The organism is Trichocoleus sp. DQ-A3, assembly GCF_039961975.1.
Classification (GTDB): Bacteria; Cyanobacteriota; Cyanobacteriia; order Cyanobacteriales; family FACHB-T130; genus FACHB-T130.
This window is the reverse complement of the sequence record NZ_JAMPKC010000019.1, coordinates 25,397-46,865: the sequence shown is the minus strand read 5'-3', so window position 1 is coordinate 46,865 and position 21,469 is coordinate 25,397. Positions and strand designations below refer to the sequence as shown.

At 46.0% G+C, this 21,469-nt stretch carries 22 protein-coding genes; 6 read left to right on the top strand and 16 right to left on the bottom strand.

What is annotated here, in order from left to right; all coding sequences use genetic code 11:
* Positions 1–101 precede the first annotated feature (101 nt).
* Positions 102–917 carry a hypothetical protein gene (locus NDI44_RS21790; RefSeq protein ID WP_190410220.1) on the top strand — a complete coding sequence of 272 codons (816 nt, stop codon included), beginning with the start codon at positions 102–104 and terminating at the stop codon, positions 915–917.
* Between the two features lie 156 nt (positions 918–1,073).
* On the opposite strand, the gene NDI44_RS21785 is transcribed toward NDI44_RS21790, so the two are convergent.
* From NDI44_RS21785 to holA, 11 genes are all read right to left on the bottom strand, one after another.
* Positions 1,074–3,167, bottom strand: coding sequence for an ATP-binding protein (locus tag NDI44_RS21785; protein WP_190410219.1), 2,094 nt, complete (start codon positions 3,165–3,167; stop codon positions 1,074–1,076).
* Between the two features lie 175 nt (positions 3,168–3,342).
* Complete coding sequence (gene urtE, locus NDI44_RS21780; protein ID WP_190410218.1) at positions 3,343–4,044, bottom strand: urea ABC transporter ATP-binding subunit UrtE; 702 nt, start codon at positions 4,042–4,044, stop codon at positions 3,343–3,345.
* Positions 4,045–4,106: 62 nt separating this feature from the next.
* A complete protein-coding gene (gene urtD, locus NDI44_RS21775; RefSeq protein WP_190410217.1) occupies positions 4,107–4,886 on the bottom strand; it encodes an urea ABC transporter ATP-binding protein UrtD in 780 nt (259 codons plus the stop codon).
* Positions 4,861–5,991 (bottom strand): urea ABC transporter permease subunit UrtC, encoded by a 1,131-nt coding sequence (gene urtC / locus NDI44_RS21770; RefSeq protein WP_190410216.1) that lies wholly within the window; start codon positions 5,989–5,991, stop codon positions 4,861–4,863. The genes urtD and urtC overlap by 26 nt, the downstream gene beginning before the upstream one ends.
* A gap of 63 nt (positions 5,992–6,054) precedes the next feature.
* Positions 6,055–7,215, bottom strand: coding sequence for an urea ABC transporter permease subunit UrtB (urtB, locus tag NDI44_RS21765; RefSeq protein ID WP_190410215.1), 1,161 nt, complete (start codon positions 7,213–7,215; stop codon positions 6,055–6,057).
* 295 nt (positions 7,216–7,510) lie between these two features.
* Positions 7,511–8,845, bottom strand: coding sequence for an urea ABC transporter substrate-binding protein (urtA, locus tag NDI44_RS21760; protein WP_190410214.1), 1,335 nt, complete (start codon positions 8,843–8,845; stop codon positions 7,511–7,513).
* A 140-nt stretch (positions 8,846–8,985) separates the two neighbouring features.
* Entirely contained in the window at positions 8,986–9,603 is a 618-nt protein-coding gene (ureG, locus tag NDI44_RS21755; protein ID WP_190410213.1) for an urease accessory protein UreG, read from the bottom strand.
* A 92-nt stretch (positions 9,604–9,695) separates the two neighbouring features.
* Positions 9,696–10,397: an urease accessory protein UreF gene (locus NDI44_RS21750; RefSeq protein WP_190410212.1), complete on the bottom strand. Its 702-nt coding sequence runs from the start codon at positions 10,395–10,397 to the stop codon at positions 9,696–9,698.
* Positions 10,398–10,543: 146 nt separating this feature from the next.
* On the bottom strand, positions 10,544–10,987 hold the full coding sequence (ureE, locus tag NDI44_RS21745; protein ID WP_190410211.1) for an urease accessory protein UreE: 444 nt from the start codon (positions 10,985–10,987) through the stop codon (positions 10,544–10,546).
* Between the two features lie 98 nt (positions 10,988–11,085).
* A complete protein-coding gene (locus NDI44_RS21740) occupies positions 11,086–11,565 on the bottom strand; it encodes a DUF4168 domain-containing protein (RefSeq protein ID WP_190410210.1) in 480 nt (159 codons plus the stop codon).
* A 339-nt stretch (positions 11,566–11,904) separates the two neighbouring features.
* A complete protein-coding gene (holA, locus tag NDI44_RS21735; RefSeq protein ID WP_190410209.1) occupies positions 11,905–12,924 on the bottom strand; it encodes a DNA polymerase III subunit delta in 1,020 nt (339 codons plus the stop codon).
* Between the two features lie 34 nt (positions 12,925–12,958).
* Here holA and NDI44_RS21730 point away from each other — a divergent pair, with 34 nt between their 5' ends.
* From NDI44_RS21730 to cbiE, 3 genes are all read left to right on the top strand, one after another.
* Positions 12,959–13,744 (top strand): DUF1868 domain-containing protein, encoded by a 786-nt coding sequence (locus tag NDI44_RS21730; protein ID WP_190410208.1) that lies wholly within the window; start codon positions 12,959–12,961, stop codon positions 13,742–13,744.
* Between the two features lie 52 nt (positions 13,745–13,796).
* Entirely contained in the window at positions 13,797–14,414 is a 618-nt protein-coding gene (locus NDI44_RS21725; protein ID WP_190410207.1) for a cobalt-precorrin-8X methylmutase, read from the top strand.
* Positions 14,415–14,508: 94 nt separating this feature from the next.
* Positions 14,509–15,786 (top strand): precorrin-6y C5,15-methyltransferase (decarboxylating) subunit CbiE, encoded by a 1,278-nt coding sequence (cbiE, locus tag NDI44_RS21720; protein ID WP_190410206.1) that lies wholly within the window; start codon positions 14,509–14,511, stop codon positions 15,784–15,786.
* Between the two features lie 17 nt (positions 15,787–15,803).
* Here the strand turns inward: cbiE and NDI44_RS21715 are convergent, their stop codons facing one another.
* Both NDI44_RS21715 and NDI44_RS21710 read right to left on the bottom strand, forming a co-directional pair.
* Positions 15,804–16,685, bottom strand: coding sequence for a type II CAAX endopeptidase family protein (locus tag NDI44_RS21715; RefSeq protein ID WP_190410205.1), 882 nt, complete (start codon positions 16,683–16,685; stop codon positions 15,804–15,806).
* A gap of 229 nt (positions 16,686–16,914) precedes the next feature.
* Positions 16,915–17,340 carry an AbrB family transcriptional regulator gene (locus NDI44_RS21710; RefSeq protein ID WP_190410204.1) on the bottom strand — a complete coding sequence of 142 codons (426 nt, stop codon included), beginning with the start codon at positions 17,338–17,340 and terminating at the stop codon, positions 16,915–16,917.
* A gap of 453 nt (positions 17,341–17,793) precedes the next feature.
* Between NDI44_RS21710 and NDI44_RS21705 the strand changes: the two genes are divergently transcribed.
* Together NDI44_RS21705 and NDI44_RS21700 are read left to right on the top strand one after the other, a co-directional pair.
* Positions 17,794–18,813 (top strand): succinate dehydrogenase/fumarate reductase iron-sulfur subunit, encoded by a 1,020-nt coding sequence (locus tag NDI44_RS21705; protein ID WP_190410203.1) that lies wholly within the window; start codon positions 17,794–17,796, stop codon positions 18,811–18,813.
* A gap of 30 nt (positions 18,814–18,843) precedes the next feature.
* Positions 18,844–19,044 carry a chlorophyll a/b-binding protein gene (locus NDI44_RS21700; protein ID WP_190410202.1) on the top strand — a complete coding sequence of 67 codons (201 nt, stop codon included), beginning with the start codon at positions 18,844–18,846 and terminating at the stop codon, positions 19,042–19,044.
* Positions 19,045–19,192: 148 nt separating this feature from the next.
* On the opposite strand, the gene NDI44_RS21695 is transcribed toward NDI44_RS21700, so the two are convergent.
* Genes NDI44_RS21695 through NDI44_RS21685 form a run of 3 tightly spaced genes read right to left on the bottom strand, consistent with a single transcriptional unit; the run spans position 19,193 to position 21,408 of the window.
* Positions 19,193–20,380, bottom strand: coding sequence for a TRC40/GET3/ArsA family transport-energizing ATPase (locus NDI44_RS21695; RefSeq protein WP_190410201.1), 1,188 nt, complete (start codon positions 20,378–20,380; stop codon positions 19,193–19,195).
* A gap of 33 nt (positions 20,381–20,413) precedes the next feature.
* Positions 20,414–20,815 carry a DUF2358 domain-containing protein gene (locus NDI44_RS21690; RefSeq protein ID WP_190410200.1) on the bottom strand — a complete coding sequence of 134 codons (402 nt, stop codon included), beginning with the start codon at positions 20,813–20,815 and terminating at the stop codon, positions 20,414–20,416.
* 23 nt (positions 20,816–20,838) lie between these two features.
* A complete protein-coding gene (locus NDI44_RS21685; RefSeq protein ID WP_190410199.1) occupies positions 20,839–21,408 on the bottom strand; it encodes a hypothetical protein in 570 nt (189 codons plus the stop codon).
* Positions 21,409–21,469: the final 61 nt, after the last annotated feature.

The window sequence follows — 21,469 nt, the reverse complement described above, 5'->3', positions numbered from 1 at the left end:
TATAAATTGTTAATTTTTTACTCCGGAAAATCATCTTAAACAAAAATACCATTAAACTCGATTCAACCGAATATTCTTAAGTCTTTATACTGGAGATTCTTATGGCGGCTATCAGCTTTGAAAGCTTAAAAAACGAATACCAGCAACTCTTTGATAGCTGCAAAATCACTAAAAATAAAATTGAGCAAGTAAATAATATTTTAGATACCATTGATACAAATCGGGCTAGGTATGATGCGGTAGGGAAAAGACTGGCGATTCCCTGGTATGTGATAGCCATTATTCACAACATGGAATCTTCCTTAAATTTCAATACTCACCTGCATAATGGAGATCCGCTGACAAAAAGAACCGTACACGAACCAAAAAATCGCCCCTCTAATGGCAATCCTCCCTTTACATGGGAAGAAAGTGCTATTGATGCTTTAACTTTTGATAAATTTGACCAATGGAAAGAGTGGAGTCTTCCGAGCATTCTTTTTAAGTTAGAAGGCTACAACGGTTGGGGTTATCGCCTCTACCATTCTGATGTTCTTTCACCTTATTTGTGGAGTGCTTCAAACCACTATACTAAAGGAAAATATGTTGATGATGGCACCTGGTCAAATACAGCCGTATCCCAGCAATATGGTGCCGCTGTGCTTCTGCGCCGAATGACCGATCGAGGAACAATTACTTGGGAGAATTCAGAAACCAGTGAGAGTGAAGAAAAAGATGTAGAGATTCAACCTGGTAAAAGGCAACCTTTGGTATATTATTCACCAGGTTCTAAGATTGACAATGGCAAGGAACTGCAACAGTTTTTAAATCAATTTCCAGGAATTTATTTAAGTGTAGATGGTTGTCCTGGCGACAAAACTTCCGAGGCTTTTCAAAAAGTTACAGGTTATTATCTTTTTGGAGACCCTAGAAATTAAAATTAATCGTGAATAGGAAAAAATATTAATTGATAAATTGGGAGGTTTAGCTTATAAACTTCCCAAACCCTGAATATATTAAATTTTGCTAGCTTTCTTCTCGCTTTTTGCTCAAAAATTAGTACTTTTTAGGGATTCCCAAGTGGGTTATTTAACTTACTGGGGTAAAGCAATAATAACTTCTGTTCCCTGTCCAGGTTCAGAAATAATCTCAATACTTCCTTGATGATGTTCCAGAATTTGGTAACAGACAGTTAGCCCTAAACCCATACCTTTACCGACAGGTTTAGTTGTAAAAAAAGGGTCAATTATTCTTGATTTAATCGCTGTAGGAACACCAGAACCGTTATCTTTAATTGTGATGATAACTTGCTTGGGCACGCTCCTGAATTCAGTCTTAATGTAAATCCGTTTTTCAGGTTGTTTGATAGTTTGCAGTGCATCAATTGCATTACTTAAAATATTCATAAATACCTGGTTAAGCTGCGCTGGATAGCATTCAACAGGTGGCAGAACGCCGTACTGCTTAACGACCTGAATCTCTGGATTTCCCTCGGCATTCCAGCTTCCGCCTGATTGTAAGCGATGCTGAACAATTAGCAGACTGCTATCAATTCCTTCATGAATATTGACCCGCTTCATTTCGGCTTCGTCAAGCCTGGAAAAGTTTCTCAGTAATAGAATAATTTGACGAATGCGATCGCTGCCAGCCCTCATTGAAGTAATAATTTTAGGCAGATCGCCCGTCAAAAAATCGAGATCGATGTCCTCAATATATTGCTGTATTTCAGCATCAGGATAACTTTTTTGATAGCGTTGTACGAGGTTCAGTAGATTTTTTGTGTAGTCACTGATATGGGGAAGATTACCATAAATAAAATTAATCGGATTGTTAATTTCGTGGGCAATGCCAGCAACAAGTTGACCCAAACTAGACATTTTTTCAGTTTGAATGAGTTGCGCCTGCGCCCTTCCCAAATTGCGTAATGCTTGACTTAGCTGTTGAGCGTTGGTAGTTAATTCAGTATTCAGTTGCTGTAGTTGGTCGTGGGCTTGCTGTAATTGCTGGTTTTTTTGCGAAAGCTCTTCAGTACGCTGTTGCACCCGTTCTTCAAGAGTCTGACGCGCCTGTTCTAGTTCCTCAGTACGCTTTGCAACTCGTTGCTCTAGGTTTCCGATGAGGGCTTTTAGCGCCTGAGCCATTTCTTGATAAGCATGAGCAAGTTGACCGATTTCACCACCCGCGCCGATACCGGGAATGGGGGTAGTCAAATCGCCTGCGGCTAAGGTTTTACTGCGTTCAGAGAGCTGGATAATCGGGTTGCCGATTTGTTTGGCTAGCAAATGTGCGATCGCAATCGATAACAAGGTAGCCAATCCCAGTCCTAGCCAAATCACACGGTTTAGGTTGATGGAAGCTTGATTAAAATACTTTGAGACAATTTGAATTTTGGCAATGGCAATAGGCTGATTGCGGGAAGTAATCGGAGCATATATCGTATTCAAACCAGATTTTGGTTCGATCCGATAAACTGTTTTACCTTTTTGAATCTTGCGTAACACCTGCGACTTTAAATTTACTTGTTCCCAAGGCTCAATGCTGGATTTGGTATTGCTAGAAATGATTGATTTGCCATCTAGAGAAATAACTTGCAGTTTAGTGGTAGGTTGAGAGAAATTAAGAAAGTTACGCAACCAAGTTTCATCTAAATTTTGCCCTAAAATCAAAGTTCCGGGTGACTTCCCCGTACCATCGCTGTTGTAAACAGGCGCTGTTGAAAAGAGCAATATCTGAGGCAAGCCGCTATCAATCAACATCGTCGTTGGCTTGTTGGTAGCGATCGCATCTGTTATCCGCTCAGCTACATTCGGAATTCGCAAAGCGTCACCCCGCTCTCCCAAAATCTCTCCCCTACGATCCACCACTTTCACATGATCGACATCGGTAGAAAGAACAAGTTGCTCGGAGACTTCCTTTTTTATCCAAGCCTCATCTCGCTTCCCAATTGCGTTGTATAAATCTGTCCAGATTGCATAGCTAGAGGATAAATTTTGCAATCCTTTCTCAGTAGCCGCAGTGTATCCCCGAAAGGCTAAAACTTGATCGTCGAGCCGAGTCTTTTCTAAGTCGATGAGCGGCTGCTGCACAAACCGCCACGCTACAGCACTCAGGAACATCACGGGTAGCAAAGATGCCCCAAAGGTAAAAATTAGCAGCTTGGGTTGAAGCTGTTGCAGCCGCTTGAACATCTCTGAGTTAATATAGATGCGGTGTTTCGTCCTCCAGACAGATAATCTGTCATAAGGCTCTCCACAGTTTAGCGGCTGTGAGAGTAAACTGACCGCTCTATTTTCGGAGGCGTAAAAGCGCCTACCTTGGTTGCAAGTTCTACGGTTTATTCGCAAAGATTTTTAGCTATGTGCGTCAGACAGCCAGAAACCGTTGAATTACATCCTGACTGAGTTCGCTAGTCGAGCCAGACGCGACGATACCGCCTTTTTGCATCGCGTAGTACCGATCTGCTTGTCGGACAAAATGCAAGTGTTGCTCGACCAATAAAACAGAAATGCCGGTAGATTCAATAATGCGGCGCACTGCTGCTTCTATTTCTAAAATAATCGAGGGTTGAATACCTTCTGTGGGTTCATCCAGTACAAGTAACCGCGGCTTCCCCATCAAAGCGCGAGCGATCGCGAGTTGCTGTTGTTGTCCTCCACTTAAATCGCCACCCATCCGAGACAGCATCGTTTTTAAAACGGGAAAGAGGGAAAAGATTTCTTCTGGGATTTCTTCCTTACCATTTCTACCCTCCCGTCGCGCCTCCAAACCCAGCAACAAATTTTCTTTCACTGTCAATCGCGAGATAATTTCCCGTCCTTGAGGAACATAACCAATTCCTAGCCGCGCCCGTCGATCTGGAGATTTGTCTATTATTATCTCATCAGCAAAAGTAATCGTGCCGCTACGGGGTTTAAGTAGCCCCATAATTGTTTTGAGTAGAGTGGTTTTGCCAACACCATTACGTCCAATTAGACACACCATTTGCCCTAAGGGGACGCTCAAATCTACATTGCGGAGGATATGGCTTTCACCGTAATAGACATTTAAATTAGAAATTTTTAGCATTTTATTGTGCTTGGTTGAATAAGACGCGATCGTTTTTTAATTGCTTAATTTAGCGCTTCTTTTTACTCCTCAATTTCTTTAAGCGGTTCTCCCTGAGGATCTAACTGCTCTCCTAAATAAACTTCTATAACGCGAGGGTCATTTTGTACTTCCTCAATCGTGCCTTCACACAACACCGAGCCTTCATGCAACACAGTTACTTTACGAGCAATTTGGCGCACAAATTCCATGTCATGTTCAATGACCAAAATAGAATGACTGTGAGCTAAAGCGATCAGTAGTTCCCCAATATTGTCAGTTTCTTCATCAGTTAGCCCTGCAACGGGTTCATCCACCAACAATAAATCGGGCGACTGAGCAACTAACATTCCAATTTCTAAGCGTTGTTTCTCCCCGTGAGAAAGTAAACCAGCGCGGATATCTGCTTTTGCACTTAAACCAATCGTTTCGAGCAAACTCATTACTTTACTACGTTCGCCAGTAGCAGGACGCCCAAACAGTGTTGCTAAGACATTTTTATTACGATTGCAGCTAAGTTCTAGGTTTTCGCGGGGCGTCAGGTTGAGGTAAATGCGGGGGGTTTGGAACTTTCGCCCAATTCCCAATCGGGCGATTTGATGTTCGGAGAGTGCTTTCACGTTTCTCCCCTTAAATAATACCCGTCCCTCAGTTGGTTGTACTTTGCCAGTAATGACATCCAAAAAGGTTGTTTTCCCGGCACCGTTTGGACCAATTACGACCCGTAATTCTCCGACATCCATGCTGAAATTCAGATGGTTCAGTGCTTTAAAACCATCAAAATTAACCGTTAAATTTTCAGTTTCTAATATTTTCGCGTTCATGCTGTACCTCTGGATCTTCTTCAAGGCTGGGATAGGTTGCTACCTGCTTCCGTCCTAGAAGTGTCAGCAGGTGCTGGAAACCCTGATAGCGCAGCCAGCCGACTACACCATCGGGAAGAACTGTTACCACAATTAGGAATAATGCTCCCTGGAAAAATACCCAAATGCCCGGAAATTGTTCGCTCAAAAGACTTTTGGCAAAGTTGACTAATAGCGCTCCAAATATGGCTCCGATTAAGCTGGCACGACCTCCCACGGCTACCCAAATTACCATTTCAATAGAAAAGGCAATATCCATTGCTTTCGGTGAAATTAAACCAGATTGAAGGGTGAATAAAGCACCCCCAATTCCAGCCAAAGCAGCGGAAATCGCAAACACTACGACTTTAAATCCCGTGGGATTATAGCCAGAGAAGCGCATCCGGCTCTCATCATCCCGAATCGCAACCAGAACTCGTCCAAAGCGATCGCTAGTCAGCCACCGGCACAAAGCATAAGCACCTGCCAAAAATAAGACTGTTAGGGCGTAGAAAACAAATTGTGTCTGACTATTACTGACTGTTGCCCCTAATAATGTTTTGAAGTTTGTTAAACCATTGGTGCCATTAAAGAAGCCCTGCTGCCCGTTAAAGAAATTAAAAAATACAATCGTCGCTGCTTGGGTCAAAATTGAGAAGTAAACGCCCCGAATCCGGTTGCGAAATACTAAATAACCCAATATTGCGGCTAATACAGCCGGAATTATCACAACGGCTGCGGCGGCAAAACTAAACGAATAAAACGGCTTCCAGAACCAAGGTAGGTCTGTAATGCCGAAGAGGCTCATAAATTCTGGTAAACCGTTCTTGAGAGGAGCTAATTGCAAGTGCATTGCCAAGGCATAGCCACCGAGCGCAAAAAATACACCATGCCCCAAACTGAGCATACCCGTATAGCCCCAAATTAAATCAATGCCGAGGGCAGCGATCGCTAATGCCAAGAATCGCGCTAGCAAGTTGAGACGAAAGCCTGTGAGAACTGCTGGCATTACGAAAATGAGCAGCAAAGCGATCGCAATCGTTATCCCCACTTCCATCAGCACCGCTCGTCTACGTTGCTGCTTCATGCCCTTAACTTCAAGAACCGCATCCAAAATCATCGCCTTGAGCCTCTACTCGATTGTCTTTGTTTAAGCATCAACGCTACGTCCCTTCTGTGGAAAAATCCCTCCTGGACGCACTTGAAGGAACGCAATAATTAAGGCGAATACCATCACCTTCGCCATACTGGTTGTGCCGAAAAACTCAAAGAAATCCACTAAAGGCTTTATCGGTGCCACCATCGGCACTAAGACTTTAGAACTGATTAAGTAGTTAATCGTGCCAATTCCCATCGCTGCCACAATACTGCCCACCAGCTTACCGACGCCACCGACAACAACCACCATAAATGTATCGACGATGTAGTTCTGGCCTGTATTGGGTCCCACTGAACCCAGCAAACTAATCGCACAACCGGCAATTCCAGCCAATCCAGAACCCAAAGCAAATGTAATGGCATCAACTTTAGCAGTCGGAATTCCTAAACAGGCACTCATACTGCGATTCTGCATGACTGAGCGAATTCTTAATCCCCACGGAGACCGTTGCAAAAATACATAAATTCCGGCTACACAAACAATGGTTAGCGCAATAATAAATAGCCGCGTATAAGGCATCTGCAACGTACCCAACCGCAATCCTCCTCGTAACCAGTTGGGTGCCGTCACGTCTACATTTTGAGCGCCAAACCAAGGCTTGGTGACAGCCAGTTTATAAGTTTGTCCCAAAACTGCACTTGTGGCACTCGCAACGCCTAGAGATATCGGCAACATTATTGCAATTACCCAGTTACGAATACGCTCAAAATCTGGGCGGCGGGACAGAATCCAAAAAGCGCCAAAAAACAAAAGGCAAAATATCCCAATGCCAATGACTAACACCCAGCTAACACTGCGAGCGAATTGCTGCAAAATCAGACTAACGCCCCAAGTTGCGAGCAGTGTTTCTAGCGGGCGTCCGTAAAGATAACGAATCACTCCCCGTTCCAGAACTAATCCCACACCTGCTGTCACCAGGAAAGCCAAAATTAGCGCAAAAACAATATAGGTTTCAGACCAAGGCTTACCCAATATTTTGAAGCCATTTTGTACAACAAACGTTGTGTAGGCTCCTAGCATCATCAACTCACCGTGAGCTAAGTTAATGACGCCCATGAGTCCAAAGACAATGGCTAGTCCCAGCGCTGAAATTAACAAAACCGCGCCGATGCTAATTCCATTAAAAATCCCATCCAGCAATCCTGCTATCACACCGCTTCCTCAGCCATTAATCATGGGTCATTAATCATGGATCGTGAGTCATTAGTTATTAGCTTTCAAATCCCCTAGGTTGGGTTGAGGTAACGGATGCTGTTGGCATTAATTTTTGACCTCTCCCCACCCCAAACTCTTCCCTACAAGGGTAGAGGCTTCCAGACTCCCCCTTCCCTCATAGGGAAGGGGGATGGGGGGTTAGGTTCTTAATTAGCCAACACCATCAGGTAACGAAACCCAACCAATCTTCTCAAGATTGACGACTAATAACTAAGGACTAATTTTTAACCGCTTAAATTTTGTACTGACCACCTTTTTTGGAATCTGACCAGTCGCATCCCAAACCCTTAGTTGCAGCAACGAATTGGTTCCAAGGAACTGGCTTCACTGCTGATTTCGTCTCATAAACAATCTTAAAGAGACCATCATCTGCGACTTCACCTAGCCGTACAAACTTAGAAATGTGATGGTTACTTTCCATCGTTACAGTGCCTTCTGGAGCCTCAAACTTCTGACCAACCGCAGCCTTTCGCACTGCCTCTAAATCGTCAGCGGTTTTTGCTTTCTCGACAGCTTGTTTCCACAGATAAACAGCAATGTAAGCTGCTTCCATCGGGTCATTTGTTACCCGATCTGGGCCGTATTTTGCCTTAAAAGCTTCGACAAATTTTTTATTCGCCGGGGTATCTACCGTTTGGAAGTAATTCCATGCGGCATATTGGCCTTTGAGATATTCTGTGCCAATTGCTTTGACTTCTTCTTCGGCAATACTGACAGACATTACGGGATATTTATCTGGTCCCAACCCTGCACCTTGCATCTGCTTGAAGAAAGCCACATTACTATCCCCATTTAGGGTATTAAAAATGACGCCGCCATCAGGCAGAGCTGCTTTAATTTTAGTGATGATGGGCGTAACTTCTGTATTGCCTAGGGGTAAATAATCTTCCCCGACGGTTTCGCCGCCTTTTGCCTTTAACTGCTCTTTAATAATCGTATTCGCGGTACGCGGAAAAACGTAATCTGAGCCAACTAGGAAGAATTTTTTACCCTTATTCTGCAAGAGCCAATCGACTGCTGGCTCGATTTGTTGGTTGGGGGCAGCACCCGTATAGAAAATATTTTTGGAACACTCTTGACCCTCGTATTGCACGGGATACCAGAGCATATGACCTTTTTCTTCAAATACTGGCAGCACTGCTTTGCGGCTGGCGGAAGTCCAACAGCCGAAAACGGTGACAACTTTATCCTGATCGATTAGCTTTCTGGCCTTCTCTGCAAAAGTAGGCCAGTCGGATTGACCATCTTCTTCAATTGCTTGAATTTGCTTGCCGAGGACGCCACCGGCTTTATTAATCTCCTCAATTGCCAACAGTTCGGCATCTACAACGCTGTTTTCGCTAATCGCCATCGTGCCGCTGCGAGAGTGCAGAATCCCAACTTTGATGGTGTTTCCTGCACCGGCAGCCGCAACGGATGTCGCGCTGGGAGAGGGAGACGCAGCCGTTGGGCTGGCAGTCTCAGAGGTGGAAGTGGGAGTGCTGCTACAAGCTTTGAGAAGAATACTGGTTCCCAGAGTAGCAGAACCGTATAGAAGAAATTTACGTCGCCCTAATCGCCTTGCCATACCGTTACCGTACTCCTGGCTGAATCAGCCCAATGATAGAGAACATATACAGTTAAGCAGTGATATTAGAGCGATGTTCTGGCAAGAAATTGTTATCAATGATACAAAGAATCGAATTTTTGGAACAGCTTTCGGAAAGGTCAGCTTGCGGTTTCTGAAATTTCGCCCAGATTTAGGCGGATAAAGTCCACCACAGCCGTTAATCCTTGCTGAGTCTTCAAATTCGTAAAGATAAAGGGTTTTTCTCCCCGCATCCTCCGCGCATCGCGTTCCATGACCCCTAAATCTGCTCCCACTTGAGGAGCAAGATCAATTTTGTTGATTGCTAAAAGATCGGATTTAGTAATTCCGGGACCACCTTTGCGCGGAATTTTGTCACCGGCTGCGACATCAATGACGTAAATTGTCAAGTCTACCAGTTCTGGGCTGAAGGTAGCCGCTAAGTTATCGCCGCCACTTTCTAAAAACACTAAGTCTAAATCGGGAAATCGCTGTTCCATCTGTTCAATGGCGGCGATGTTCATGGAAGCGTCTTCGCGGATGGCGGTATGGGGACAGCCGCCAGTTTCGACGCCAAGGATGCGATCGCTTTCCAAGGCGTGACTCCGCACGAGAAACTGGGCATCTTCCTGGGTATAAATATCATTCGTGACTACAGCAATTTGATATTTTTGCCGCATCGCCTTACATAAGGCTTCAACCAAGGCAGTTTTTCCCGAACCCACTGGGCCAGCTACTCCAACCCGAAAAGCATTCATAAAATTTTCTGAAAGCGAATGGCTAATTGCTCATCGTAGCAAGGCAATTAATCATTCGCTATTGACAGCTTTCACAAGCGGTTTGTCTTTGTTTAACTCCGAAATAAGCGCGTGTACTGCGTTTCGTGAGCTATACTCGCCAATGCTAATCCCCAGCCGCAACTACTCAGGGCGTCATCTTCTAACCCTAAAATTTCCTTGGCAGCCTGAATCAAGATGGGTTGTAGTTCTAGGAGTAGCTGTTGCCCAGCCGTTTGTCCGAGGGGAATCAATTTGACCCCGGCTGCGATCAAATTGGTTGCCCAGCTGTGTAAGTAGCCCAAGAGGGTAGATGCAGCGTCGATTTGCCAATGGGCGGCGGCAATGCCGAAAGCGATCGCATAATTACAAGGACTCCCAATTGCATCCACCATTGACCGAACCTGGGGCTGTAATTCCAAAAGCAATCGGATTAGCGATCGCCCCATCTGCCAACTTTGTGCTTGCAACTCCTGTGTTTCCTTAGCAGCAGATAACCAGACATTCCAATAACTTAAAGCCTCCAAATCCCCAGCAATTGCCCCCCGATATCCCCGAAGCATCACCGCCGCTTCCAACCGAATTGCCCCATAACCCAGTTCCTGCTTGAGCCAGTGTCCCAGATGTTGCAGGTTCTCAATTACACCAGCATCGACGAGGGTTTCCAGCCCTTCGGAATAGCTATAAGCACCTACCGGCAACGCGGGACTCACCAGTTGCATAAGACACAGCAGGTTAACTGGAGAATGGGGAATCGGTAATTGCTCGTTGGTCATTGTTGGTACGTAGGGAGTGGGGAAGAGTTTTAGGATGAAGCCTAGAGTTTTGTATCGGTTCTCGTTAAAACTCAGACGCGATTATCGCGTTTCTACAAATCAAAACTCAAAACTTAAAACTCCCCCATTACCGATTACCCAATTAACTAAGCGTGATGATGGTGTCCATAGGCACCCATTTCTGGATAAAAAGGCGAGATTTCCTCTCGTACCTCCATCCCCAGATGTTCCAGCATTGACTTTAAAACTGGGTCGGGAGACAACCGCAAATGAGTGGCAGCGATTTCTATCGGTACATGGCGATTGCCTAGATGATAAGCCGCCCGCAGCAAATCGAGGGGTTTCTGGGCAGTCGCAGTGAGAACGGGTTCCGGTTTAGCCACGATTCTCACGACGATATCACCGATTTCAGATTGAAGGAGATCGCGATCGCGCAACACGGTTCCTCTAGGTAAGCGCAGATACAAAGCTTGTCCCTCAGCAGTTTCAAAGCGATAGCGGCTGCGCGTGCGCTCCTCGGCAGTCAGAAAAAGAGTAAAGTTGACCGATGCATCCAAATTGGCGGGAAAGCGTTGCGTTATCGTTAGCATCACTGGAATCTTTAGTCAGCAAGTTATGGTGATGCTACTAACATCAGCACAGATGACATCAAAATCCGAGTCAAGCAGGGTCAGCAAAAGTTTATTTTTCACTGAGCTTGCAGACGGATCATTTCATTTTTTATCTGTGCTGCTACCTCCGAATTTTTTTGCGCCTCCACCGTAATTTGATTAAATAATCCAATGGACAAACCGTTGCTCTCAACAATCTTTTGAGACTGTTTGCAGTAATTGATGGCAATGGCCTGTGCATTTCCTGGAAGCGATCGCAGGCTATTCGGCTGGCTGCAAGCAATATTTGGAGGGCTGCCCACGATTCTTTTGATCTCGTTATAGGCAGCTTGGCGACCCGGTTCCATCGCCAAAACAGCCCTGGCGAAGTTGCTTAAGTCCTTAGAGCTGAAGGGTGATTGAGCGTATGCCTGAGAACTAAAGTCAAGGCTATGAGAGCGCTCGGATAGACCGGGTGCAAAACCTAACAACAGACTTAGAGCAGCGAGAGTACCAACACTCAGGCATTGAGATAAGACTCGATTCAGAGAGCGACGTGAACTGTATAAAGTCATCATGATCTAGTGCGACCAAAAAATAGAAAATCAAAACACACACGGATTACTTTTTCTGAACTGTTTTAAGGGTGAGAAGTTCCAGCTAGAGATGGGCATTCGTAGATTTACATCTCGTGTTGGTACCTCAGAAAACAGAAGCCTTCTCCCTACGGAGTAAGGATCGAGTAGTAATCTACAACTAACTACGGATATTATGAGTGTGAGGATTTTACCACACTTTCGCATAAAAAGCGGGGTGTTACCAAAGCTGTAACGATTGGGTGGTATAGGTAGCGCTTTCCTCCCTACCTCTAGGTGTAGAGGTAGGGAGGAAAGAAGTCTTCCTACGTGTTTATGCCTTCATTGATACAATTGACACAGTTCGATAACTTTCATTTGTAACGTTGAAATGGAGTCAGCTCCTCGCTTGAGGGCGACTTCCAATTCCAGGAGTAAGGGTAAGGTTAAGGTGAGTTGACGCACAGAGAAGTCTTTGACTTCTTGGCGCAGAAAGTAAATTCGTTTGGGGTTGCCGATTTCTGCCGCAGTGGCGATCGCCCGTTCATCTCGCTCACCGCTCTCTACCATCAGTTTCACCCACAACCAGGTACGAAATTGACCGATTAGGGTGGCGACAATCCGCAAAGGGGGTTCGTTATGACCGATTAAGTCGGCAACCAGCGAACAGGCGTGGGCGGTATTCCCCTTGGCGATCGCCGATGCGAGCTGCAAGCTGTTTTGGGTGTTAGAGGTTACTAGGGTAGCAACGACTTCGAGGGCGATCGCGTCTTGGGATACGTCTGCTTGGTCAGAAGCGGTGGGAAGAGGCTTCGGGATACCGGCGTAAACCTGCAACTTTTCCAGTTCGTTCCAAAGTTGTCTGGTATCATTTCCCACAGATTGGGCTAACAGTTCGGCAGCTGCGGGGGTTAGTTTTACACCGACTTGCTGGGCAACCTGACGCACCTTTTTTAGCAGTTCTTCAGTTTTCCAGGGCGGGATGAGCGAAAATTCTCGAATATCAGCATGGTTTTGCAGCAGCTTTGTAGACCGGAGACGCCCATCGGGTTTAGAGCGAGTCGTTAGCAAAAATACTGAAGACTCAGGAATCGCCGGTATCGTACGCTCCAGTTCAGCCAGCAGATCTTCCGAACAGTGCAGGCATATAGTAGTATCAACCAACCATACCAAACGGTAGGCGCTGCCAAAGGGTGGTGTCATTGCTTGGTTTAAAGCAGTGATGACCGCATCGGGTAGCGCTTGAGAAATTTTGTCATAGTTAAAGTTAGCCCATTGGGGGTCGAGAATGCGATCGCGCAGGGAGTCAACAGCTTTTTCCAGGGCAAAATCATCCTCACCCCAGTAGAGGTAAATTGGCATTAAAGCATCTCTGAAAAGTACGAGGCTATTAAGATTGGACGAGACTTATCACACTTATTTAAATCGGGTAGCACGGCTAACACTACCTGCAACCTACGAGTCCCAAGTACAGCATATACAGGAGTCTCCGAAGTTTAAGCCCTCCCCGTCAGGGACAAGACAAGCCGTGCCTTTCCCTGGCTATTCGGCGATCACGCCACCTGCGGGAGAAGAATCCGAGAATGCGACGTTTTACGAAAGCTTGAAAGCGTGCCAAGAGCAACTCCTACAGCAGCTAGATCCTGGTTTTATTGTGCCAGTCCCTGCTGAGAGTTTTCATGTGACCTTAGCAGATTTGATTTGGGACAGTGCTTATCGGCACACCACGAGTGAGAATCCGGAGTTTGAAGAACAACTGCGCGATCGCATTGCTCAAATTTTCGAGCAGTCCCAGCCATCTCTCACTGGCGGCAATCCGATGCTTTGGCAGTTGCTGGGGTTGATGGTAATGCCCCGTGCAGTCGCGGTTTGTTTAGTCCCCAAGGACGAAGGCACTTACGAGCGAATGTTGAAGTTTCGCCGGTTTATCTATCAAAGTCGGAGTTTGATAGAGTTGGGGATTGAACAGCAATATCGTTTTACTGCCCATGTGACGCTGGGCTATTTTGGCGATATTTCACCAGATTTGAACCGCGCTCGCTTGTGTGAAAAACTTTCTCAAATTAACAACCAATGGTTGGAAAATTCTCCAGAAATTTGGACACACCAAGCGCAATTGCGAAAATTTGACGATATGACCCGGTATTATCGGGAACCTGATTGGCCCGTTTTAACTTTTTAAAAACAATCGGCTAATAGCGGCTTACAAATCGCTATTAGCTGACTCCTGATTTATGAGCTTACCCATTCATCCCATCCTCCAGCAAAGTTTTGCTCTCATCGATCGAGAAATTGGCGAACACCGCTTTAGCCCCTCCGAGTACGCAATTGTACGTCGAGCCATCCACAGCACCGCTGATTTTGAATTTGCCCAATTAATTCGATTTAGTGAGGGGGCGATTGAAAGCGCGATCGCTGCCTTGCGGCGTCGCGTGCCGATTGTTACAGACGTTGGCATGGTCAAACAGGGAGTGGCGGGAATGGTGGCGCAAACCTTTAACAATCCCCTGGTTGCCGCTGTGGAACAAGCAAGCGTTGCTCTTCCTGGCAAGACGCGCACGGAAACCGGCTTACTAAAATGTTGGCAAGAATTTCCAGAGGCAATTTATGCGATTGGTAATGCTCCCACTGCTCTGCTGGCTTTGTGTGCAGAGTTACCCTCGGTACCCATTCAACCGGCTTTAGTGATTGGCGCACCCGTTGGATTTATCTCCGTCGTAGAGTCTAAAGCGGTACTAGAAAAGACGCCCGTACCCCAAATTCGGATTGAGGGGCGCAAGGGCGGTTCACCGATTACCGCCGCGATTGTGAATGCTTTACTCCTATTGGCTTGGGAGGCAGAGGAATGTTAGGGATTCGCTACCTATTTAGGGTCACGAAAAATCGATTTGCGTTGAGTCGGTATCGCAGCGACTTCCCGCCATCGGGTGCATTCAGCCGCTATTCATGACACTGGTACACGTTGTTGGAATCGGCTTGGATGGTGCAGATGGGCTGAGTCATGGTGTGCGGGAGATTGTAGAGCAAGCGACGCTGTTAATTGGGAGCGATCGCCATCTTTCTTACTTTCCCGATGCCTCCGCCCAACGTTTGATTCTGGGTGACTTGACAAAGGTAGTTGAGGAAATTCGCGATCGCCTGTCTGCGGGTTCTGGCGGCATTGTCGTATTGGTGAGTGGCGATCCCCTCTTTTTTGGACTAGGACGGCTGTTGGTGGCACAACTACCCTCAGCAGAATTAACGTTTCATCCGCATCTGAGTTCGGTTCAGCTGGCTTTTAACCGGATTAAGGTTCCCTGGCAGGATGCGCGTGTCATCAGCGCCCACGGGCGATCGCTGGATGAGTTAACCCAAGCGCTGCAACAGGGCATTGAGAAGATTGCTGTATTAACCGATACTCAGAATACGCCGGAAGCAATCGCTCGTCTGTTACTCGCTTTAGATTTACCCAGCACTTATGAGTTCTGGGTTTGTGAAAATTTAGGCGGTGCTGATGAGCGAGTTCGGTCTTTTCCCTGTGTCGGAAGACAATTAATGGCGTCTCTACAAGAGCAAAATTTTGCTTCTTTGAATGTCGTTGTCTTGCTACGTCCGTCTGATTCAGCGAGTAAGAGTGGGGACGCATTCCTACCGAATCTGGATGCCCTGCCGATGCTGGGAGTCCCGGATCGGAGTTTCTTGAGTTTTAGCGATCGCCCTGGCTTGATGACGAAGCGGGAAGTCCGGGTTCTTGTACTGGGAGAACTGGCGCTACAGCCAGGACAAATTATTTGGGATATTGGGGCAGGTACTGGCTCAGTTTCGATTGAAATTGCCCGTTTATTCCCCACTTCTCGCGTGTATGCGATTGAGAAAACTGCTGCTGGCACGATGTTAATTCAGCAGAACTGCGATCGCTTCCAAGTAGAAAATGTGATTTCTATTCATGGCAGCGCCCCAGAAGCTTTGTACAGCCTCCCTGCACCTAACCGCATCTTTATTGGCGGTAGCGGCGGCAATTTAACTGAAATTCTCGATACCTGCAATTCGCATTTAACGGCTTCAGGGCGCTTGGTACTGGCACTCGCCACGCTGGAACACCTGAATGAGACTTTGGGCTGGTTATCGCGTCAGCAATGGGATTATCACTTGTTGCAAGTGCAGCTATCGCGTTCTGTGCCCGTGGGATCGCTGACTCGGTTTTCCCCGCTGAATCCCGTCACGATTCTGGCAGCAAATCGCTGATTTTAAAGATGCTCATTTTAAAGATAAATTTGCCAGATTAAAATCCCAGTTCCCAGTAGACAAAAAATCCCCGCACCACCCGCAAGAGGCTTTTCTCCCAAACCAGTTACCCAAGCCGGAACCATGCCGGTGTAGCGAATCACTCTCGTCGTATCCAAACTTGCGACCGCCCAAATCCATCCTGCATGAAGTCCCCATGCCAAGCCTAGATTCCCATCATCACAGACACGAGCCAGCACTAATACCATCCCCATCAGCCATAATCCCGGTAGCTGAGGCAATGTTTCCTGCTGTTCCCAAACCAAATGAAGCAGCGCAAAAATTAAGCTAGAAACTGCCGCCGCTACCCAAGTTGAATAATCTTGCTGGAGTTCCGTAAGCAGAAATCCCCGAAAAATTAACTCTTCAATTCCACTAATCAATAATCCCAATAACAATGTTGGGAGTAAGACAGATCCGACTACCGACCACAGATTTTGCGGTGGGTTCTGTGTATCTTCAGGGAGGGAATTCTCTTGAGATCGCCACTCGATCCAGCCCAACGCTTTTTGGATGCCAAACACCACTAACAGACTTAGCACCCCTAAAGCGAAGCCTTGTCCTAGTGAAATGAATATTGAAGCTTTCCAGCCCAACCCATAATCTGAAAAAAAAGCCCCCTCCACCCAAGCGGCACCCCAGACGATCGCAGGGGCAATTAAATAGAGCGAAGCTAATAAAGGGAGCTTTTGCTCTACAGCCAAGGGGTGAAAGGGTCGCCATTTTAGCACTGCTGCCAAAGGAATCGCAACTGGCAACCAAAGAACTAGCCAGACAATGAAGAAAGCGATCGCCTTCAACACAGCAGGAGTTTGTGGAAGTGATACCAGCCACCAATCGGCTCGATCAAAAATAGGCATTGTTAAAGACAGCTTTCATTGGCTCAAGCGTAACACCTCAAGTTTGGGAAAAAACTGCCTTATTTACCGCTGGGGGTAAGCATGAACCCCCGCAGCTTTTATGTCTAGTCCACAAAAGATGTATTTGCTTTCCCTAGGATGCTCCCTTGAAAGGAGAGGCAGTTGGTTCTTTCAAATTTCCCGATAAATTTGTTAGAAGCAACGCCATATCAGAAAGCATTACCGCTTATCATGCAGTCGCCTCCTCACTTTCGCTTTCATCACTGGTATCGTCTCCAGTCTTACTGCCGCCATCCACCTGAATTAGGTGAATATGCTTGTAACCCAGCTTAATTTCAAACTCATCACCAGGCTTTAATCCCATTGCCTCAGTGTAAGTTGCACCAATAACAATTTGACCATTTTTGTGTACGCTTACACGATAGGTTGGTTCGCGACCCCGACCATCTTTTGTTCCTTCTGGATCGAGGGGAACACCTTTCGCGCCTAAAACTGCGTCATAAAAGTCTGTTAAGTTGACGCGAGTCTGGTTGTTCTTTGTTACGGTGTAATAGCCACAGCGTTTTGCTGTTTCTCGCCGTGGTAAGTGTGAAAGCTCTTTTACTTTTTGAAGCAGTGCTTTCCCTGTCAATGGAGCTGTTGCGGTTTCACTCATCGCTATATGCAAAATACACTTCAATCTACAGTATAGTAAAGAGTGTCTAATGCCAATATTTGGCTGACTAAAAAAATATATCGTTAAATCACTCAACTTTCACAAGGATATTTACAAGAGCATCCTCCAAATTCTTAGATTGCAGCAAAATTGCGTAATTGGGTAAAAGTTGAGGTTCTTACTACCAGATAGCAGATGGTTAAAGGACAGACTAGAGACTAGAGACTAGAGATTTTGTAAAGTTTAAAGTATAAAGTGTAAAGTATTTACTTCTGAAAATCTATCTTTTGGAGGGGAAGACAGGAGAGCTGTCTGTTTTATCCTTCAAGCCTTCAGCATCTAAAAATCAGCTACACCCCCACGTCAAGTCATGCCAAACAAAGCTTGTATTTGTCTACAGATCCTAAATTCAGCTTTAAACTAGAAGTTAAGAGCAATGAAGAGCTTTGAAGCATGCAAGTCCTTTTTAAGGTCATCCGGCAGGAGCAAAATTCCTCTCCTGTAGTACAGACTTATACGTTGGATGTCGATCCTGGTAACACGATTCTGGACTGCCTAAATCTTATTAAGTGGGAGCAGGATGGAAGTTTAGCTTTTCGCAAGAATTGTCGCAACACAATTTGCGGCAGTTGTGGAATGCGAATCAACGGTCGTTCCGCTTTGGCGTGTAAGGAAAATATTGGCAGTGAAGTGCAAAGGCTGCAACAGATAGCAGCGAGTGCTACCCTTTCAGATGCCCCGCAAAAACCTTTAGATGCCATCCCAGAAATTACTATTGCACCAATGGGCAATATGCCGGTCATTAAAGATTTGGTGGTGGATATGCGTAGTTTTTGGGATCATCTTGAAGTAGTTGAACCCTATGTGAGTACGGGGGCAAATCCTATACCGGAACGAGAGTTTTTGCAAACACCCGAAGAACGCGATCGCCTTAATCAAACAGGCAATTGTATATTGTGTGGTGCCTGCTATTCTGAATGCAACGCCCGTGAGGTCAATTCGGATTTTGTAGGACCTCACGCCCTTGCAAAGGCTTATCGAATGGTAGCGGATTCTCGTGACGCCGAAATAGAATCCCGTTTGGAAAATTATAACGAAGGCACCAAAGGCGTCTGGGGTTGTACCCGCTGTTTTATGTGTAATACGGTTTGTCCGATGGATGTGGCACCAATGGATCAAATCGGCAAAATTAAACAGCAAATTCTCGACCGCAAGGACGATCAAGCCAGTCGTTCAATCCGTCACCGGAAAGTATTAATTGATCTAGTGAAGGAAGGTGGTTGGATTGATGAACGTCGGTTTGGTTTACAAGTCGTGGGAAATTCTTTTAGAGACATCAAGGGGATGATTAGCCTGGGGCCACTCGGATTAAGAATGCTGGCTCGCGGTAAGTTTCCTTTGGGGTTTGAGCCGTCTGCTGGGGCTGAGGTAGTGCGATCGCTCATTGAATCTGTCCAAAGCCTTGAGTCTTAATCATATTGAATCACGATTGAAGTAAAAACAATGAATCCTGAAACAACTTCCCCAGAACAATCACCCGTAGAAACACCCGCAGAAAATTACAACCGACCAGAGCCTGCTTTCGGCTGGACGCTCTACTCCGAGCAAATCAACGGACGATTCGCAATGGTAGGGTTTGTTGCTTTATTGGTACTGGAGTTTTTCACCCATCAGGATTTTTTTACCTGGCTGGGTTTGCGCTAATCCGCACTTAAAGACATGGATTGGTTAACCGCCAATTCCATTCGTAGGGGCGTGGATTTGTGAGTTGCTAATTCCATCCGTAGGGGCATGGTATAAACACGCCCCTACGCATCTAGATTCTGCCTTAATATCTACCCAAATTAACTGGCTACACCTGAACCGGAGTGCTAAACCGGATTTTAAGATAATCATCCTCCATCTTTGCTCCAGCCGGTTGCAGGGCTGCCAAGGCTTGCGGTAACACCAAATTGCGGCGGTGATTGCCTATCGTAATGTTTAATTCATCGCCGGTTTTACTTAGTTGGATATTATCTTTGGCAATACCGGGCAAGTAAAGTTCTAAGCTGTAGTTATTTTGGTCTTGCACAACCCTCAGAGTGGTTTCCTTGTAATACACCTGAGTGGGATCTTCATCTTTATAGAGCGTTTCCTTTAACCGTTCTAAAGCCTCTAACCCACACATTTCTTCTGAGTAAAGCGGAACTTCCTTTACTGGTAAGGGATGGAAGTTTTCGTGAATTTCCTGCCGATATTGCTGCTGGCTTTCTTTCCAACGTTGAAAGAAAGGGTCGGTCACTTGCTCGGGGATAATCCGATTTGCCACCACTAAATCCGTAGCAACATTGTATAAACTTAAATAAGCATGGGCGCGGAGAGACTCTTTAATCACCATTTTTTCGGGATTGGTGACGAGGCGCACCGAAGTCTGAGTATTGTCACTCAATACTTTTTCTAAAGCTTCAATCTGCTCGTAGAATTCAAAGGGAGCGTCCATTACCTCTTTATCGGGCAAGGAAAAACCGGCAATTGGTCTGAAGATCGGTTCAACTAGAGGTCTGAGCGCTACTGATATTCCCTGTAACGGCTTGTAAAAACGTCTCATATACCAGCCGCCGACTTCCGGTAGACTGAGCAATCTTAGAGCCGTACCAGTAGGAGCTGAGTCAATAATTAAAACGTCAAACTCGCCTTCATCGTAGTGGCGCTTCATGCGTACCAAACCGAAAATTTCATCCATGCCGGGTAGAATTGCTAATTCTTCCGCTTGTACGCCTTCCAAGCCTCTTGCCTGCAAAACTTGGGTAATATAACGCTTAACTGCGCCCCAGTTGCCTTCTAATTCCATCAGAGCGTCTAATTCAGCACCCCACAAGTTCGGGCGAACCTGTCGCGGATCGTGCCCTAGTTCCAAATCAAAACTGTCGGCGAGAGAGTGAGCGGGATCGGTACTTAAAACAAGGGTTTTGTAACCGAGTTCGGCACAACGCAAGCCAGTAGCGGCGGCTACAGAAGTTTTGCCAACGCCACCCTTGCCGGTCATCAAAATTACGCGCATGAATGCTTTTTTCCTATCTGAGAATTGTTTACGTTACTTATTATTTTTTCCCTGTTTTAAGGGTAACAAATGTTGTTTCAACACATCAAAACGCGAACATTTCCAGTAGTCGATATGGGAAGCAATCATTCCATCAGTGTTGAGTTTTAACTCGCTCCAGCCTGGGATGGCGATACGAGGTTTCCACGGCAGAGGGGTATTCCAGCTCAAAGTCCACTCAAGTTGGATTGTATCTCCGGATTTGCGAATGTCATGTAAATCCATCCTGACGTTCATAAACCAGGTTTTGATAAAGCCAATCATGAGTTTGTAACGCTCAAGACCATTAAACTTGTTCAGCGGATCTTTGAAAAAAACGTCTTCTGCATAGATGCTGTAGGTTTGGTTTTCTGGAAATCTTTGGTAGTCGTCTTTGAGGATTTGAATGATGTCCATGAGACTTAGAGGGTGACAAGAAGCTACGGTTCGATTTCAGTCCAGAGGCGTTCTAACTGACGCCGCCATGCTGCCAGCACTTCTTCACGAGCCTCTGGAGGCAGATCCAAATCGCCCATGAGACCTTCTTCGTAGAATCGATCGAGGGTTTGGAGTGTGGCTTCGAGGGATTGTCCTTGCTGCTTGGCAGCAAGGATAATTTGACTAATTCGACTTTCAACTAGCTGATTAAAGCAGTCAGATAAACCTGTCTGATGCAGAGAAATCAGTCGCGCGATCGCTCCTGAAAAATCCTCTACATTTAAAGTCTCAAGATTGTGCTGAAATACACCCCATAGCACTCCCTGATTCAGGGCGTAACGAGTCTCCTGAGTGTCATCAAAGTTGGCTTCCAGCAGCTGTTCTACAAACGGTTGCGCTTCTTGAGCGGGTGCAATCGGTAAGAGAACTCGCAGCCAAGAACTGTCATCGGAAAGCAGCACCAACAGACGCATCTGAGTCGTTTCTACTTGCCACAAGCCGGGGGCAGTTGCTTCAATCGCTGCGGCATCAAATAGTTCTGTAAGGGTTTTGGTAATGTCTTCAGGTTTCATAATTTCCAAATAATAAACCCCCAGCCTTAGCCGGGGGAAACTTCAAAAGACAGAAGATTGA

Bases quoted from the DNA above. Each gene is read 5' to 3' on its own strand.
- urtE (WP_190410218.1), bottom strand. From the start codon at position 4,044: ATGCTAAAAATTTCTAATTTAAATGTCTATTACGGTGAAAGCCATATC.
- NDI44_RS21690 (WP_190410200.1), bottom strand. From the start codon at position 20,815: ATGGACATCATTCAAATCCTCAAAGACGACTACCAAAGATTTCCAGAA.
- NDI44_RS21710 (WP_190410204.1), bottom strand. From the start codon at position 17,340: ATGAGTGAAACCGCAACAGCTCCATTGACAGGGAAAGCACTGCTTCAA.
- NDI44_RS21715 (WP_190410205.1), bottom strand. From the start codon at position 16,685: ATGCCTATTTTTGATCGAGCCGATTGGTGGCTGGTATCACTTCCACAA.
- urtD (WP_190410217.1), bottom strand. From the start codon at position 4,886: ATGAACGCGAAAATATTAGAAACTGAAAATTTAACGGTTAATTTTGAT.
- NDI44_RS21700 (WP_190410202.1), top strand. From the start codon at position 18,844: ATGAATCCTGAAACAACTTCCCCAGAACAATCACCCGTAGAAACACCC.
- cbiE (WP_190410206.1), top strand. From the start codon at position 14,509: ATGACACTGGTACACGTTGTTGGAATCGGCTTGGATGGTGCAGATGGG.
- urtA (WP_190410214.1), bottom strand. From the start codon at position 8,845: ATGGCAAGGCGATTAGGGCGACGTAAATTTCTTCTATACGGTTCTGCT.
- NDI44_RS21725 (WP_190410207.1), top strand. From the start codon at position 13,797: ATGAGCTTACCCATTCATCCCATCCTCCAGCAAAGTTTTGCTCTCATC.
- NDI44_RS21740 (WP_190410210.1), bottom strand. From the start codon at position 11,565: ATGATGACTTTATACAGTTCACGTCGCTCTCTGAATCGAGTCTTATCT.
- ureE (WP_190410211.1), bottom strand. From the start codon at position 10,987: ATGCTAACGATAACGCAACGCTTTCCCGCCAATTTGGATGCATCGGTC.
- ureG (WP_190410213.1), bottom strand. From the start codon at position 9,603: ATGAATGCTTTTCGGGTTGGAGTAGCTGGCCCAGTGGGTTCGGGAAAA.
- NDI44_RS21785 (WP_190410219.1), bottom strand. From the start codon at position 3,167: ATGTTCAAGCGGCTGCAACAGCTTCAACCCAAGCTGCTAATTTTTACC.
- NDI44_RS21695 (WP_190410201.1), bottom strand. From the start codon at position 20,380: ATGCGCGTAATTTTGATGACCGGCAAGGGTGGCGTTGGCAAAACTTCT.
- holA (WP_190410209.1), bottom strand. From the start codon at position 12,924: ATGCCAATTTACCTCTACTGGGGTGAGGATGATTTTGCCCTGGAAAAA.
- urtC (WP_190410216.1), bottom strand. From the start codon at position 5,991: ATGAAGCAGCAACGTAGACGAGCGGTGCTGATGGAAGTGGGGATAACG.
- NDI44_RS21750 (WP_190410212.1), bottom strand. From the start codon at position 10,397: ATGACCAACGAGCAATTACCGATTCCCCATTCTCCAGTTAACCTGCTG.
- NDI44_RS21685 (WP_190410199.1), bottom strand. From the start codon at position 21,408: ATGAAACCTGAAGACATTACCAAAACCCTTACAGAACTATTTGATGCC.
- NDI44_RS21790 (WP_190410220.1), top strand. From the start codon at position 102: ATGGCGGCTATCAGCTTTGAAAGCTTAAAAAACGAATACCAGCAACTC.
- NDI44_RS21705 (WP_190410203.1), top strand. From the start codon at position 17,794: ATGCAAGTCCTTTTTAAGGTCATCCGGCAGGAGCAAAATTCCTCTCCT.